We start from the raw sequence: 14,816 nt of genomic DNA on the forward strand, positions 1-14,816 counted from the left end.
ACACTCCGGGCACCGTCTGTCGGCGCCCGTACTCATCACCCACGAATCCACCAGCACCACTGGTCAAGGAGAACAGCCCATGTCGATCCTGGAGATCAAGAACCTCCACGCCACCGTCGAGACCCCTGAAGGCACCAAGGAGATCCTCAAGGGTGTCGACCTCACCATCAAGTCGGGCGAGACCCACGCGATCATGGGGCCCAACGGCTCCGGCAAGTCGACCCTCGCCTACGCGATCGCCGGTCACCCCAAGTACCAGATCACGCAGGGCGAGCTCACCCTGGACGGCGAGAACGTCCTGGAGATGAGCATCGATGAGCGCGCACGCGCCGGTCTCTTCCTCGCCATGCAGTACCCGGTCGAGGTCCCCGGCGTCACCGTCTCGAACTTCCTGCGCACCGCGAAGACCGCGGTCGACGGCCAGGCCCCTGCCCTGCGCACCTGGGTCAAGGACGTCAAGGGCGCGATGGCGGACCTCCGCATGGACCCGGTCTTCGCCGAGCGCAACGTCAACGAGGGCTTCTCCGGCGGCGAGAAGAAGCGCCACGAGATCCTGCAGATGCAGCTCCTCAAGCCGGGCATCGCGATCCTCGACGAGACCGACTCCGGCCTCGACGTCGACGCGCTGCGCATCGTCTCCGAGGGCGTGAACCGCGCCAAGGAGGAGACCGAGGTCGGCATCATGCTGATCACCCATTACACCCGCATCCTGCAGTACGTGAAGCCGGACTTCGTCCACGTCTTCGTCAACGGCCAGGTCGCGGAGCAGGGCGGCCCCGAGCTGGCCGAGCGCCTCGAGAACGAGGGCTACGACCGCTACCTCGTCGGCTCCGGCAGCTGACCCCATGCCGGTCCGGCCCGGGCGCGATCCCGGGCCGGGGCGGCACCATCACATCTGCGGTCCGGCACCCCGGCCCGTCCCTCATCAGGAGGACCCCACATGACCGACCAGAAGACCCCGTCGGCGACCGTCGGCTCCGAGGACGTCCTCGAGGCCCTGAAGGACGTGATCGACCCCGAGCTCGGGATCAACGTCGTCGACCTCGGACTCATCTACGGCGTGACGGTCGAGGACGGCCATGCCGTCATCGACATGACGCTCACCTCCGCGGCCTGCCCCCTGACGGAGATGCTTGAGGATCAGACCTTCGCTGTGCTGGACCCCATCACCGAATCGCATCGCATCAACTGGGTGTGGATGCCGCCGTGGGGCATGGAGAAGATCACCGAGGACGGCCGCGAGCAGCTGCGCGCGATCGGCTTCAACCTCTGATCGACTGATCAGGCTCCAGGGCCCTGATCACGGCGGAGGCCCGCACGCCGCAGGGCGAGCGGGCAGCCGCGGCAGCTGGCCTGCGCAGAGATGTCCCGGGAGGACCGATGTGATCCGTCGCATCGGTCCTCCCGGGACATTTCCGTCTGACGTGGGGCTCGACGTCATCGTGCACGGGAACGGCTCCCGCCCGGCACCGGCTCCTGCGCGGAGCCCGCACCGGGCGAGCGGAGGGTCAGCCGATGACCTGCTCCGCGGGGGAGACCTCGAGCCCGTGGGCCTCGCCGGTCCCGGCATGCGTGAGGGTGCCCTCGTGCGTGTGCAGGCCCTTCGCGAGGGCTTCGTCGGATCGCAGAGCATCGCGCCAGCCGGCGTCGGCGATCTTCAGCACGTAGGGGAGCGTGGCATTCGTCAGTGCCGAGGTGGCGGTGACGGGGACCGAGCCCGGCATGTTCGCGACGCAGTAGAACACTGCATCGTGCACGGCGAACGTCGGATCGTCATGCGTGGTGGGGCGGGAGTTCTCGAAGCATCCGCCCTGGTCGATGGCGACGTCCACGAGCACGGAGCCCGGCTTCATCGAGGCGACCATCTCGTCGGTCACCAGCTTCGGTGCCCGCTTGCCGGGGATCAGCACCGATCCGATCACCACGTCGGCCTGCTGGATCTTCTCCGTGAGGTCGAGGGTGGTGGAGTAGCGCGTGAGGATGCCGCCGTGGTGCATGGTCGCGATCTGCCCGAGGCGCGAGACGTTGAGGTCCATGACCGTGACGTCCGCGTGCAGGCCGTGGGCCATCATCGCGGCCTGCTCACCGACGACGCCGCCGCCGAGGATCAGCACATTCGCCTCGGAGGTGCCGGGCACACCGCCCATGAGCATGCCGGAGCCGCCCAGCGGGGACATCAGGTGGTACGCCGCGACCTGGGTCGCCAGGCGCCCGGCGATCATGCTCATGGGGGAGAGCAGCGGCAGCGACCGGTCCGGCAGCTGCACCGTCTCATAGGCGATCGCGGTCACCCCGGATCCGAGCAGCGCCTCGGTGAGCGCCTTGTCGGCGGCGAGATGCAGGTAGGTCAGCAGCACCTGCCCGCGCCGCATCCGCCCGTACTCGTCCGGGAGCGGCTCCTTGACCTTGACGATCAGCTCCGCCTGCTCCCAGACCTCGTCGGCCGTGGCCAGGATCCGGGCACCTGCCGCCCGGTAGTCGTCATCGCTGATCCGCGCACCCAGGCCCGCGCTCGCCTCGACCACCACGTCGTGGCCGCGGACCGCGAGCTCATGGACCCCTGCAGCGGTCAGCCCCACCCGGTTCTCGTTGTTCTTGATCTCCCGGGGCACACCTATGCGCATCACGAAGCCTCCTCGCATCGTCGTCCGGCCGCCTCTGCGACCGCTGGGACCAGCATGGCATCGACGCGGTCCCGATGGCGCCTCGAACCCTCCCCGAGGAGTGACGGACTTGTGAGGGTCTCCGATCGGACCACGAGGGCCTGATCACGCAGCGCCGTGGCGGACTGTGGTTCACCGCACCGTGGGCGGAAAAATCACGGCCGACGAGGGCCCGCGCCCCTAGACTCGATCCGGCCCCTGAGCGCTCCCGCTCCGCAGATGGCCGACACCTTCCGCGGCCCCGCCGCCACGTCTCACCACACCCAGGAGTCTGATCCCGTGATCACCGTGCACGACCTCGCCATCCGAGTCGGTGCCCGGCTGCTCATGAGCGACGTCTCCTTCCAGATCACCGATGGTGACCGGGTGGGCCTGGTGGGCCGTAACGGTGCCGGGAAGACCACGCTCACGAAGGTCCTCTCCGGTACCCTCCAGCCCTCCGAGGGCTCGGTCGAGGTCACCGGCGAGCTGGGCTATCTCCCCCAGGACACCCACGCCGGTGACGAGGACGAACCTGTCATCGCCCGCATCCTCTCCGCCCGCGGCCTCGACGACATCCTGCGCCGGCTGCGTCGGGCCGAGGAGGAGATGGGGGACATGAGTCTGAGCGAGGCCAAGCGCGAGAAGGCGATGAACCGCTACCCCCGGCTCTCCGCGGAGCTCGACGCGGTGGGCGGCTATGCCGCCGAGGCCGAGGCCAAGCGGATGGCCGCGAACCTGGGCCTGCCCAATCGCATCCTCGAGCAGGGCCTCGGGACCCTTTCGGGCGGTCAGCGCCGCCGCGTGGAGCTGGCCCGCATCCTGTTCTCCCAGGCCTCCACCATGATCCTGGACGAGCCCACCAACCACCTCGACCACGACTCGATCGTGTGGCTGCGCGAGTACCTCCTGGCCTACCGAGGCGGTCTGATCATCATCAGCCACGACGTCCAGATCGTGGAGTCCGTCGTGAACAAGGTCTTCTACCTCGATGCCAACCGCGCCGAGATCGACATCTACAACATGGGCTGGAAGCTCTACCAGCGCCAGCGCGAGGACGACGAGAAGCGCCGCAAGCGCGAGCGCATGAACGCCGAGAAGAAGGCGTCGACCCTCACCATCCAGGCCGAGAAGATGCGCGCCAAGGCCACCAAGGCCGTCGCCGCGCAGAACATGCTCAAGCGCGCCGAGCGGATGCTCGACGGCCTCGAGAGCGAGCGTCAGCAGGACCGGGTGGCGTCGCTGCGCTTCCCCAAGCCTGCTCCCTGCGGCAAGACCCCGCTGATGGCGCGGGACCTCTCGAAGTCCTATGGCAGCCTCGAGATCTTCACCGGGGTGGACCTCGCGATCGACCGCGGCTCGAAGGTGGTCATCCTGGGCCTGAACGGCGCCGGCAAGACGACTCTGCTGCGCATCCTCGCCGGGGTCGACGCGCCGGACACCGGCGGCCTGCTCCCCGGTCACGGCCTGCGCATCGGCTACTACGCGCAGGAGCACGAGACCCTCGACCTCGAGCGCACCGTGCTGGAGAACATGATGACCGCGGCCCACGAGATCGCCGAGGTCGAGGCCCGCAAGATCCTGGGCTCGTTCCTCTTCACCGGCGACGACGTCCACAAGTCCACCGGAGTGCTCTCAGGTGGGGAGAAGACGCGCCTCGCCCTGGCCACGCTCGTCGTCTCCAGCGCGAACGTGCTGCTCCTGGATGAGCCGACGAACAACCTCGACCCCGCCAGCCGCGAGGAGATCCTCGGAGCGCTCGCGGCCTTCGAGGGCGCCGTGGTCCTGGTCTCCCACGACCCGGGCGCCGTCGCCTCGCTCTCCCCGGAGCGGGTGCTGATGATGCCCGACGCCGTCGAGGACCTGTGGAACGAGGAGTACCAGGAGCTCATCGAGCTCGCCTGACCGGTCCGGACCCGTCCGGTCCGACGCCTGCGCGCCCTCCCGATATCACCGTCTTTCGACTGTAGTGTCATGGACAGCGGATTCGCCCTGAATCCCGCGTGATCCCGACCGCGACGCGCAGCACGCGTCGTGACGAGGCGGTGGCAGTCCATGTACGTCCTCTCCTTCGCCGGGGGCGCCGTGCGCACCTCGCGCGACGGCACAGATCCGGTCCCCGCGCTGCTCGAGGCCCTCGAGGGCGTGACCCTCGCCCTGCCCGCCGAGCGCACCGTCGGCCCCGACCTGCTCGCGCTCGCCTCCCGGGCCGACGCCGCGCTCGACGCGGTGCTGCGAGCCCGCGAGGAGGGCGACTGGAGGATCGGCCTGGGCATCGGAGCGGTCCGACGCCCGCTGCCCGGCTCCGTCCGCGAGATCGAGGGACCTGCCGTCGTGGCGGCGGAGGACGCGGTGCGGGCGGCCCGGCGGGAACGGTCGGCGACCAGCGTCCCGATCCACGTCCGCGCGGCCGACGGCCGGCACCGTGAGACCGCCCAGGACGCCGAGGCGGTGCTGGGCCTGATCGGATGGATCGTGCGTTCCCGCAATCGCGGTCAGTGGCAGGCCGTCCGCGCCCTGCGCGAGGATCCCGGAGCGACCCAGGCCCGGCTCGCCGAGCGCCTGGGGGTCACCCAGCAGACCGTCTCCCGGGCCGTGAAGACGAGCGGCTGGCGCGAGGAGAGCGCGGCGCATCCGCTCGCGACCCGTCTGCTGAGCATGATCGACCTCACGTCGGAGCGCTGAGCGGGGCCGCCGCCCCGGTCCGCAGCGAACCGGCACGCTATCCTTGTTCCGCCCCGACGACTACCGAGGAGACTCATGGCGACGACGAACGATCTGAAGAACGGGATGGTCCTCGTTCTGGACAAGCAGCTCTGGAGCGTGGTCGATTTCCAGCACGTCAAGCCCGGCAAGGGCCCGGCCTTCGTGCGCACCAAGCTCAAGAACGTCCTGTCCGGCAAGGGTGTCGACAAGACCTTCAACGCCGGCCTCAAGGTGGAGACCGCGACCGTGGACCGTCGCGACATGCAGTTCTCCTACCTCGACGGCGACATGTACGTGTTCATGGACACCACCAACTGGGAGCAGACGAACCTCACCGAGGAGATCGTCGGCGAGGCCAGGGACTTCATGGTCGAGGGCCAGGACGTCGTGGTGGCCTTCCACGAGGGCGATGCGCTCTTCGTCGAGATGCCGGCCTCCGTGGTCCTGACCATCGAGTTCACCGAGCCCGGCCTGCAGGGAGACCGCTCCAGCGGCGGCACCAAGCCCGCACGCCTGGAGACCGGCCGCGAGATCCAGGTCCCGCTGTTCCTGGACCAGGGCGACAAGGTCAAGGTCGACACCCGCGGCGGCGAGTACCTCGAGCGCGTGAAGTGACCGATTCCCCCGCCCCTCGGGGCACCGGCCTCCCTCATCCCACGCGGGAGGGGGCAGAGGTCGAGTTCGAACGGACGGTGCCTGCCGGCACCGACCGGCTCCACCGGCGTTCCCGCGATCGCATCCGGGCCCTGGACGTCCTGTTCGAGGCGGATGCGAAGCGGGAGGACGTGCTCGACGTCCTCGCCCAGCGACTGCGCCGCACCGCGGCCCAGAGCCCGTTGCCGGAGGCGGCACGAGCCCTCGTCGAGCTGTACGCGCCCAACGCCGCGGACATCGACGAGGACCTGGCCACGCATTCCCGGGACTGGCCCCTGCATCGCATGCCGGCGGTCGACCGGGCGATCCTGCGCCTGGGCAGTGCCGAGGTCCTCTACGGCACTGACGAGTCCCCGCGCGGGACGCTGATCGGCGAGTACACGAAGATCGCGGAGGTCCTCTCGACGGATGACTCCCCGCGCTTCGTCAACGGACTCCTGCAGCGACTGGCGGACGTGCGCGGCCTGCTGTCCTGACCGCTGCCGGGCACCGGAGACCTCTCCGGGCCCGGCGGTCCGCGCAACCGGTGAGCACGGCGCGGACCACATCGACGGACGCGTCCGGGACCGTGCGGCGGTCGCGCCGTCCGGAAGGTGGTCGCCCCCGCGCGGCCGGAACCCGAGCCGCTAGGATCGACCTCGCTCGAGAACGAGCATCTGCACCCTTTAACGACACGTCCCGTGAGGCGTGGAAGGGAGAACCCCATGCATGACGTACGACCACCATCAGGATCCACGGCAGGATCCGCAGCGAGAACCTCAGCCGATTCCCCGGCGGAGCACTCCCGAGTGCTCGGAGCCGAGGAGATCCGTCGGGCGCTGACCCGCATCGCCCACGAGATCCTCGAGAGCGGCCATGGCGCCGACGATCTCGTGCTGCTCGGCATCCCGCACCGCGGGGTCCCGCTCGCCGAGCGGCTTGCCGCCCAGATCGCGCGAGCCGAGGGCGACGACCGCCCGCTCGACCAGCTCGCCGGGTCTCTGGACATCACCATGTACCGCGACGACCTGCGGCACAATCCCACCCGGGCGCCGAGTCCCACCCGCATCCCCCGCGACGGCATCGACGGCCGCACCGTGGTGCTCGTCGACGACGTGCTCTACTCCGGCCGCACCATCCGCGCAGCCCTCGACGCCCTCGGGGCGATCGGTCGGCCCGCCGCCGTGCGCCTCGCCGTGCTCGTGGACCGCGGTCATCGGCAGCTGCCGATCCGCGCCGATCACGTCGGGAAGAACCTCCCCACCTCGCGCAGCGAACGGGTGCACGTCCAGCTGACCGAGACGGACGGGATCGACGCGGTGGACATCGTCCGCCCCGGCACCGAGCCGGTCATCGAGGAGGGGACGGCATGAGGCACTTCATCTCCATCGCCGACCTCGACCGCGACGAGGCGATCGCCGTGCTCGCGACCGCCGAGCACATGGCCGAGACCCAGTCGCGCTCGATCCGCAAGCTGCCCACCCTGGTCGGCACCACGGTCGTGAACCTCTTCTTCGAGGACTCCACCCGTACCCGGATCAGCTTCGAGGCCGCGGCCAAGAGGCTCTCCGCCGACGTCATCAACTTCTCCGCCAAGGGCTCGAGCATCTCCAAGGGGGAGACGCTCAAGGACACCGCCCTCACGCTGCAGGCCATGGGCGCCGACGCGGTCGTGGTCCGTTCCGGGTCCGCCGGCGCGGCGCACCTGCTGGCCCATGCCGGGTGGATCGACCAGCCGATCGTGAACGCCGGCGACGGCGCGCACGAGCATCCGACCCAGGCGATGCTCGACGCCTTCACGATGCGCCGCCACCTGCGCCCCGGGGACCCGACCGCAGGCCTCGACGGCCTCCACGTGGTCATCGTCGGCGACGTGCTCCACTCGCGGGTCGCACGCTCCAACGTGCTGCTGCTGACCCTGCTCGGGGCCCGCGTCACCCTGGTCGCGCCGCCGGCGCTGGTGCCCGTCGGCGCCTCCGCGTGGCCGTGCGAGATCCGCTACGACCTCGACGAGGCGCTCGCGACCGGACCCGACGCGGTGATGATGCTCCGCGTCCAGAGCGAGCGCATGGTCGGTGGTGGCTTCTTCCCCACGGCGGGGGAGTACTCCCGTCGCTACGGGCTGACCACCGCCCGCGCCGCCTCCCTGCCCGAGCACGCGATCGTGCTGCATCCCGGCCCGATGAACCGCGGGTTCGAGATCGCCGGGGACGTCGCGGACTCCCCGCGCAGCGTCATCGTCGAGCAGGTCGCCTCCGGCGTGTTCGTCCGCATGGCCGTGCTCTACCACCTGCTCGCCACCGACTCCCGGGAGGGCCTCCGATGACCGCCGACCAGACCGCACCCCCCGGTGGTCCCGGGCCCTCCACGCTGCTGATCCGCGGCGGCCGTCCCTACGGTGAGGACGTCCAGGACGTCCTGCTCGAGGGAGGCCGCATCACGGCGATCGGCGCCGACCTCGAGGTGCCCGCCGACGCCGAGATCGTCGAGGCCGACGGCTGCATCGTGCTGCCGGGCCTCGTGGACCTGCACACCCATCTCCGCGAGCCCGGCGGCGAGGAGGCCGAGACCGTCGAGTCCGGCACCCGCGCCGCCGCCCGGGGCGGGTTCACCGCCGTCCACGCCATGGCCAACACCCTGCCCGTCGCCGACACCGCCGGTGTCGTCGAGCAGGTCGCCCGCCGCGGTGAGACCGCCGGCTGGTGCTCCGTGCGGCCCGTCGGCGCCGTGACCGTCGGGCTGGCGGGGGAGCGCCTCGCCGAGCTCGACGCGATGGCCAACTCGCGGGCCAAGGTCCGCGTGTTCAGCGACGACGGCAAGTGCGTCCATGACCCCGTGCTGATGCGGCGCGCCCTGGAGTACGTGAAGTCCTTCGACGGCGTCATCGCCCAGCATGCCCAGGACCCGCGGCTGACCGAGGGCGCCCAGATGCACGAGGGCGTCGTCTCCGCGGAGCTCGGCCTCGCCGGTTGGCCCGCGGTCGCCGAGGAGTCGATCATCGCGCGGGACGTCCTGCTGGCCCAGCACGTCGGCTCCCGCCTGCACGTGTGCCACCTGTCCACCGCCGGCAGCGTCGACATCGTGCGCTGGGCCAAGCAGCGCGGCATCGCTGTGACCGCCGAGGTCACTCCCCATCACCTGCTGCTGACCGACGAGAACGTGCGCCAGTTCGACTCCGTGTTCAAGGTGAACCCGCCGCTGCGCACCGCCGCGGACGTCCAGGCGGTCCGCGACGGGCTCGCCGACGGCACGATCGACATCGTCGCCACAGATCACGCACCGCACCCGCGCGACGCCAAGGACCGCGAGTGGGACCAGGCCGCGATGGGGATGACGGGGCTCGAGACGGCGCTCTCCCTCGTGCAGCTGACCATGGTCGACGAGGGTCGTCTGACCTGGCGCGACGTGGCCCGCGTGCTCTCGGAGAAGCCCGCCGAGATCGGTCGCGACGAGGACCAGGGCTGGGCGCTCGAGCCCGGCGCCCCGGCGCATGTGCTGGTCTGGGATCCTCGGCCGGTGCGCGCCGCCGATCCCGCCGAACACGCCTCGCGCAGCCGGAACTCCCCGTTCGCGGGGATCGAGCTGCCGGGGATGAACCGCCTCACCGTGCTCGAGGGTCGGCCCACCGTGCGCGACGGCCTCGTGGTGGAGCGGTGAGCGAGCAGCTCGGACCGGTCCTCGCGCTGATCGCCCTCTTCGCACTGATCCTGGTGCTCATGGCCTGGGGCTGGCGACGACGGGGCGCGTCCCAGTCGGATCTGCCGCAGCCGTCCCGGGACACGCTCGACGAGCTCGGGGAGGCCGTCGAGACCGGCCCTCTGGACGCGGTCTACGTGAGCACGGTGCTCGCCCGGCAGCCGCTCGAACGGGTGGTCGCCCATTCGCTCGGCCAGCGCGCCGCCGCCCGCGTCAGCGTCGGCACCGCCGGGACCTGGCACATCGATCGCGAGGGTATCGCGCCCCTCACCATCTCCGCCGACGCCCTCGACGAGGTCACCGCCGGGCCCGGCATGGCCGGCAAGTTCGTCGGCGGCGACGGCATCCTCATCCTCCGCTGGCGCCTCGGCGACCAGCTCCTCGACACCGGTCTGCGTCTCTCCCGGCGCGACGACCACGATCTGCTGCTCTCCCGGAAGGAGCACTCATGACAGTCCCCACCCCGCACCAGTCCTCTGGTCCCGCACCATCAGGCGTCCGGGCCACCTCCCGCGTACGTCGTGACCGCGCCCTGCTCATCCTCGAGGACGGCACGGTCCTGCGCGGCAGCGCCTACGGCGCCCAGGGCGCCCGCCTCGGCGAGGTCGTCTTCACGACCGGCATGACCGGCTACCAGGAGACCCTCTCCGATCCCTCGTACGCGGGGCAGATCGTCGTCCAGACCTCCCCGCACATCGGCAACACCGGTGCGAACGCCGAGGACATGGAGTCGAGGAAGGTCTGGGTGCGCGGGTACGCCGTGCGCGACGCCAGCCGCCTCGCCTCGAGCTGGCGCTCGGAGCAGTCCCTGGACGACCTGCTGGTCAGCAGCGAGGTGGTGGGCATCAGCGACATCGACACCCGCATGCTCACCCGTCGCCTGCGGGACACCGGCTCGATGCGCGGAGGCATCTTCTCCGGTGATGCGCTGCAGAGCTCCGAGGACGAGCTCCTCGCCCAGGTGCGCGAGCAGCCCTCCATGAGCGGATCCAGCTTCGTCGAGGAGGTGACCATCGCGCAGCCGATCGTGCTCGAGCCCGAGGGCGAGGTGATCGGCACCGTGGCCGCCGTCGACCTCGGCATCAAGGGCGCCTCGCCCCGCAGCATGCTCTCCCGCGGCCTCCGGGTGCACCTGCTCCCGGCCACGACGTCCCTCGAGGAGCTGCTGGCCGTCGAGCCCGACGCCGTCTTCTTCTCCAACGGACCCGGGGACCCGGCCGCTGCGACCGCCCAGGTCGACCTCCTGCGCGGAGTGCTGGACGCGGGTCTGCCGTTCTTCGGGATCTGCTTCGGCAACCAGCTGCTGGGACGGGCGCTCGGCTTCGACACCTACAAGCTGAAGTTCGGCCACCGCGGCATCAACCAGCCCGTGATGGACAAGGAGACCGGCAAGGTCGAGATCACGGCTCACAACCACGGCTTCGCCGTGGACGTCCCCCTCGAGGGCGAGCACGAGGCCCCGCACGACGGCGGCCGCTACGGCCGGGTCATCGTCACCCACGTCGGCCTCAACGACGACGTGGTCGAGGGCATCCGCTGCCTCGATCGCCCCGCCTACTCCGTCCAGTACCACCCGGAGGCGGCCGGCGGCCCGCACGACGCCTCGTACCTCTTCGACCGCCTCGTGAGCCTGGTGACCGAGCGCCGCGCCTCCGGCGCGTCCGCCGGCTCCGCAGCCGCCACCGGCTCCTCCTCCCACCCCCAGTCCTCGCAGAAGGAGTCCTGATGCCCCGTCGTCCCGACATCTCCTCCGTCCTCGTCATCGGCTCCGGCCCGATCGTCATCGGCCAGGCCGCGGAGTTCGACTACTCCGGCACCCAGGCCTGCCGGGTGCTGCGCGAGGAGGGCCTGCGGGTCATCCTCGTCAACTCCAACCCGGCGACGATCATGACCGATCCGGACATCGCCGATGCCACCTACATCGAGCCGATCGACCCCGACATCATCCGTTCGATCATCGCGGCCGAGCGTCCCGACGCGCTGCTGCCCACCCTCGGCGGCCAGACGGCTCTCAACGCTGCGATCGCCCTCGCCGAGAACGGGACCCTCGAGGAGTTCGGCGTCGAGATGATCGGTGCGAGCCTCGACGCGATCAACAAGGCCGAGGACCGCCAGCTGTTCAAGGAGGTCGTGGACCGCGTCGGCGGAGAATCCGCACGCTCGAAGATCTGCCATACGGTCGATGACCTGCTGGCCGGCGCCGAGGAGCTCGGGTACCCGATGGTGGTGCGCCCCAGCTTCACCATGGGCGGACTCGGCTCCGGCATGGCGTACGACGAGCAGGACCTGCGCCGCATCGGCGGCGACGGCCTGCACTACTCGCCGACCACCGAGGTGCTCCTGGAGGAGTCCATCCTCGGCTGGAAGGAGTTCGAGCTCGAGCTGATGCGCGATCGCAACGACAACTGCGTGGTCGTCTGCTCGATCGAGAACGTGGACGCCGTGGGCGTGCACACGGGTGATTCGGTCACCGTCGCACCGGCGCTCACGCTGACCGACGTGGAGATGCAGAAGCTGCGCGATCTGGGCATCGCCATCATCCGCGAGGTCGGGGTCGACACCGGCGGCTGCAACGTGCAGTTCGCGACGCACCCCGAGACCGGTCGCATCGTCGTCATCGAGATGAATCCACGCGTCTCGCGGTCCTCGGCGCTGGCCTCCAAGGCCACCGGCTTCCCGATCGCGAAGATCGCGGCGCGCCTGGCGATCGGATACTCCCTGGACGAGATCCGCAACGACATCACCGGCACCACCCCCGCGAGCTTCGAGCCCGCGCTGGACTACGTGGTGGTCAAGGTCCCGCGCTTCGCGTTCGAGAAGTTCCCGGCCGCGGATCCGACGCTGACCACCACCATGAAGAGCGTCGGCGAGGCGATGGCCATGGGCCGCAACTTCACCGAGGCCCTCGGCAAGGCGCAGCGCTCGATCGACGTCAAGGGCGCCGCGCCCACCTACGCGGGCACCCCGCCGACCGCGGTGGAGATCACGGCCCTCCTCGAGGACGTGCGCACCCCGACCGACACCCGTCTGGTCACGATCTCGCGCATCCTGTGGGCCGCCGCCGAAGGCGTCGTGGACCCGACGGAGACCCTGGACCGCCTCGTCGAGGCGACCTGGATCGACCGCTGGTTCCTCGACCAGATGCTGCTGGTCGCCGAGCTCGCCGCCGAGATCCGCACCTCCGAGGTCCTCGACGCCGAGCTGCTGGCACTGGCCAAGCGGCACGGCCTGTCCGACGACCAGATCGGTCGCCTGCGCGGGCAGAGCGGCGACGTCGTCAAGGGCGTGCGCGAAGCTCTGGGCATCAACCCGGTCTTCAAGACCGTCGACACCTGCGCCGCGGAGTTCGCCTCCCGCACGCCGTACCACTACTCCACGTACGACCAGGAGACGGAGGTCGAGCCGCGCGAGCGCCCGGCGATCCTGATCCTCGGCTCGGGACCCAACCGCATCGGCCAGGGCATCGAGTTCGACTACTCGTGCGTCCATGCGGCGCTCGCTCTCGGCGACCGGGACCTGCCCGGCGGCGGGTACGAGACCGTCATGATCAACTGCAACCCCGAGACCGTCTCCACGGACTACGACATCGCCGACCGGCTCTACTTCGAGCCCCTCACCTTCGAGGACGTCGTCGAGGTGTACGAGGCGGAGAAGGCGGCCGGGCCGGTCGCGGGCGTCATCGTCCAGCTCGGCGGCCAGACGCCGCTCTCGCTGGCCGACCGGCTGCAGGACGCCGGGCTGCCGATCATCGGCACCAGCCCCGCGGCGATCGACCTCGCCGAGGATCGTGGCCACTTCGGTGCGGTGCTCGCCGACGCCGACCTCCCGGCGCCTCCGTACGGCACCGCCTGGGGCCTCGCGGACGCGACCGAGGTCGCCGCCGCCGTGGGATACCCGGTGCTGGTGCGCCCGAGCTATGTGCTCGGCGGGCGCGGCATGGAGATCGTCTATGACCAGGACGGTCTGGTCGACTACGTGAGCAGGAACCTGCCCGATGGGGGCCGCGCCGAGGCGCCGATCCTCATCGACCGCTTTCTGGACACCGCGATCGAGATCGACGTGGACGCCCTGTACGACGGGACGGACCTCTACCTCGGCGGCATCATGGAGCACATCGAGGAGGCCGGCATCCACTCCGGTGACTCCGCCTGCACCCTGCCACCCGTCACCCTCTCCGATGACGTGATGGACCGCATCCGCACCTCGACCCTCGGGATCGCCGAGGGTGTGGGCGTGCGCGGGCTGCTCAACGTCCAGTACGCCCTCTCCCAGGGCACCCTGTACGTGCTGGAGGCGAACCCCCGGGCGTCGCGCACGGTGCCCTTCGTCGCGAAGGCCACCGGGGTCCCCCTCGCGCAGGCCGCGGCCCGCCTGATGGCGGGGGAGTCGATCGTCGAGCTGCGCGAGCGCGGCGTGCTGCCGGCCCAGGGCGATGGCGCGGACCTTCCCGACGACTCCCCGATCGCGGTCAAGGAGGCCGTGCTCCCGTTCAAGCGCTTCCGCACCCGCGAGGGTCGGGCAGTGGACTCGGTGCTCGGCCCGGAGATGCGCTCCACCGGCGAGGTCATGGGGCTGGATGCGACCTTCCCGCTCGCCTTCGCGAAATCCCAGCTGGCGATCTCCGGGCAGGGGCTGCCGATGTCCGGCAGCGTGTTCATCTCGGTCGCCGACCGGGACAAGCGCGCCGTCGTGCTGCCCGCGGCCCGGCTCGCGGCGCTCGGCTTCGACATCCTCACCACGGCCGGCACCGGTCGTGTGCTGCGACGCAGCGGGATCCCCTGCACGGTGCTCCGCAAGGCCTCGGAGGCCGACGGAGAGGGCGCGAGCGTCATCGAGCTTCTCGAGGCGGGCGACATCGCCCTCGTGCTGAACACCCCCTCGGGCTCGAACGCCCGTGCGGATGGATATGCCATCCGCGCGGCGGCGACCAGCATGGACGTCCCGATGATCACGACGCTCCAGGAGTTCCAGGCCGCCGTGCAGGCGATCGAGGCACGGCCCGAGGAGCCGTTCGCGGTGGGCAGCCTGCAGGAGCACACCCGGCGCCTGGTCGAGGCCCGTGCCGCCGCGGTCGCCGAGGCCGGCGCGTGAGCGACCAGAACGACGTGCACGGCACGAGCGCGTCGGGCGGCACGAGCG

General features: G+C 70.5%; 13 protein-coding genes. 12 read left to right on the forward strand and 1 reads right to left on the reverse strand.

Annotated elements, in window-relative coordinates:
* The first annotated feature begins 79 nt into the window (after positions 1–79).
* A complete protein-coding gene (sufC, locus tag ACT3UL_RS02575; protein WP_443404276.1) occupies positions 80–841 on the forward strand; it encodes a Fe-S cluster assembly ATPase SufC in 762 nt (253 codons plus the stop codon).
* A gap of 99 nt (positions 842–940) precedes the next feature.
* Positions 941–1,273, forward strand: a complete 333-nt coding sequence (locus tag ACT3UL_RS02580; protein ID WP_443404277.1) for a metal-sulfur cluster assembly factor — start codon at positions 941–943, stop codon at positions 1,271–1,273.
* 235 nt (positions 1,274–1,508) lie between these two features.
* Here ACT3UL_RS02580 and ald read toward each other — a convergent pair whose 3' ends face one another.
* Positions 1,509–2,624 (reverse strand): alanine dehydrogenase, encoded by a 1,116-nt coding sequence (gene ald, locus ACT3UL_RS02585; protein WP_444576969.1) that lies wholly within the window; start codon positions 2,622–2,624, stop codon positions 1,509–1,511.
* Between the two features lie 318 nt (positions 2,625–2,942).
* Here ald and ACT3UL_RS02590 point away from each other — a divergent pair, with 318 nt between their 5' ends.
* The 10 genes from ACT3UL_RS02590 to carB all read left to right on the forward strand — a co-directional run bounded on the left by ACT3UL_RS02590 (position 2,943) and on the right by carB (position 14,768).
* Positions 2,943–4,547 carry an ABC-F family ATP-binding cassette domain-containing protein gene (locus ACT3UL_RS02590; protein ID WP_444576970.1) on the forward strand — a complete coding sequence of 535 codons (1,605 nt, stop codon included), beginning with the start codon at positions 2,943–2,945 and terminating at the stop codon, positions 4,545–4,547.
* 150 nt (positions 4,548–4,697) lie between these two features.
* Positions 4,698–5,327 carry a MarR family transcriptional regulator gene (locus tag ACT3UL_RS02595; RefSeq protein ID WP_444576569.1) on the forward strand — a complete coding sequence of 210 codons (630 nt, stop codon included), beginning with the start codon at positions 4,698–4,700 and terminating at the stop codon, positions 5,325–5,327.
* 75 nt (positions 5,328–5,402) lie between these two features.
* Positions 5,403–5,963, forward strand: a complete 561-nt coding sequence (gene efp, locus ACT3UL_RS02600; RefSeq protein ID WP_444576570.1) for an elongation factor P — start codon at positions 5,403–5,405, stop codon at positions 5,961–5,963.
* Positions 5,964–6,040: 77 nt separating this feature from the next.
* Positions 6,041–6,478, forward strand: coding sequence for a transcription antitermination factor NusB (nusB, locus tag ACT3UL_RS02605; RefSeq protein WP_444576571.1), 438 nt, complete (start codon positions 6,041–6,043; stop codon positions 6,476–6,478).
* Positions 6,479–6,706: 228 nt separating this feature from the next.
* Complete coding sequence (pyrR, locus tag ACT3UL_RS02610; protein ID WP_444576572.1) at positions 6,707–7,354, forward strand: bifunctional pyr operon transcriptional regulator/uracil phosphoribosyltransferase PyrR; 648 nt, start codon at positions 6,707–6,709, stop codon at positions 7,352–7,354.
* Positions 7,351–8,307, forward strand: coding sequence for an aspartate carbamoyltransferase catalytic subunit (locus tag ACT3UL_RS02615; protein WP_444576573.1), 957 nt, complete (start codon positions 7,351–7,353; stop codon positions 8,305–8,307). Before pyrR ends, ACT3UL_RS02615 begins: the two co-directional genes overlap by 4 nt.
* Complete coding sequence (locus tag ACT3UL_RS02620; protein ID WP_444576574.1) at positions 8,304–9,638, forward strand: dihydroorotase; 1,335 nt, start codon at positions 8,304–8,306, stop codon at positions 9,636–9,638. Before ACT3UL_RS02615 ends, ACT3UL_RS02620 begins: the two co-directional genes overlap by 4 nt.
* Entirely contained in the window at positions 9,635–10,129 is a 495-nt protein-coding gene (locus ACT3UL_RS02625) for a PH-like domain-containing protein (protein WP_444576575.1), read from the forward strand. The genes ACT3UL_RS02620 and ACT3UL_RS02625 overlap by 4 nt, the downstream gene beginning before the upstream one ends.
* Positions 10,126–11,403: a glutamine-hydrolyzing carbamoyl-phosphate synthase small subunit gene (carA, locus tag ACT3UL_RS02630; protein WP_444576576.1), complete on the forward strand. Its 1,278-nt coding sequence runs from the start codon at positions 10,126–10,128 to the stop codon at positions 11,401–11,403. The genes ACT3UL_RS02625 and carA overlap by 4 nt, the downstream gene beginning before the upstream one ends.
* Positions 11,403–14,768 (forward strand): carbamoyl-phosphate synthase large subunit, encoded by a 3,366-nt coding sequence (gene carB / locus ACT3UL_RS02635; protein WP_444576577.1) that lies wholly within the window; start codon positions 11,403–11,405, stop codon positions 14,766–14,768. Before carA ends, carB begins: the two co-directional genes overlap by 1 nt.
* Positions 14,769–14,816: the final 48 nt, after the last annotated feature.

It is taken from the genome of Brachybacterium sp. 107 (genome assembly GCF_052379725.1).
GTDB lineage: Bacteria > Actinomycetota > Actinomycetes > Actinomycetales > Dermabacteraceae > Brachybacterium.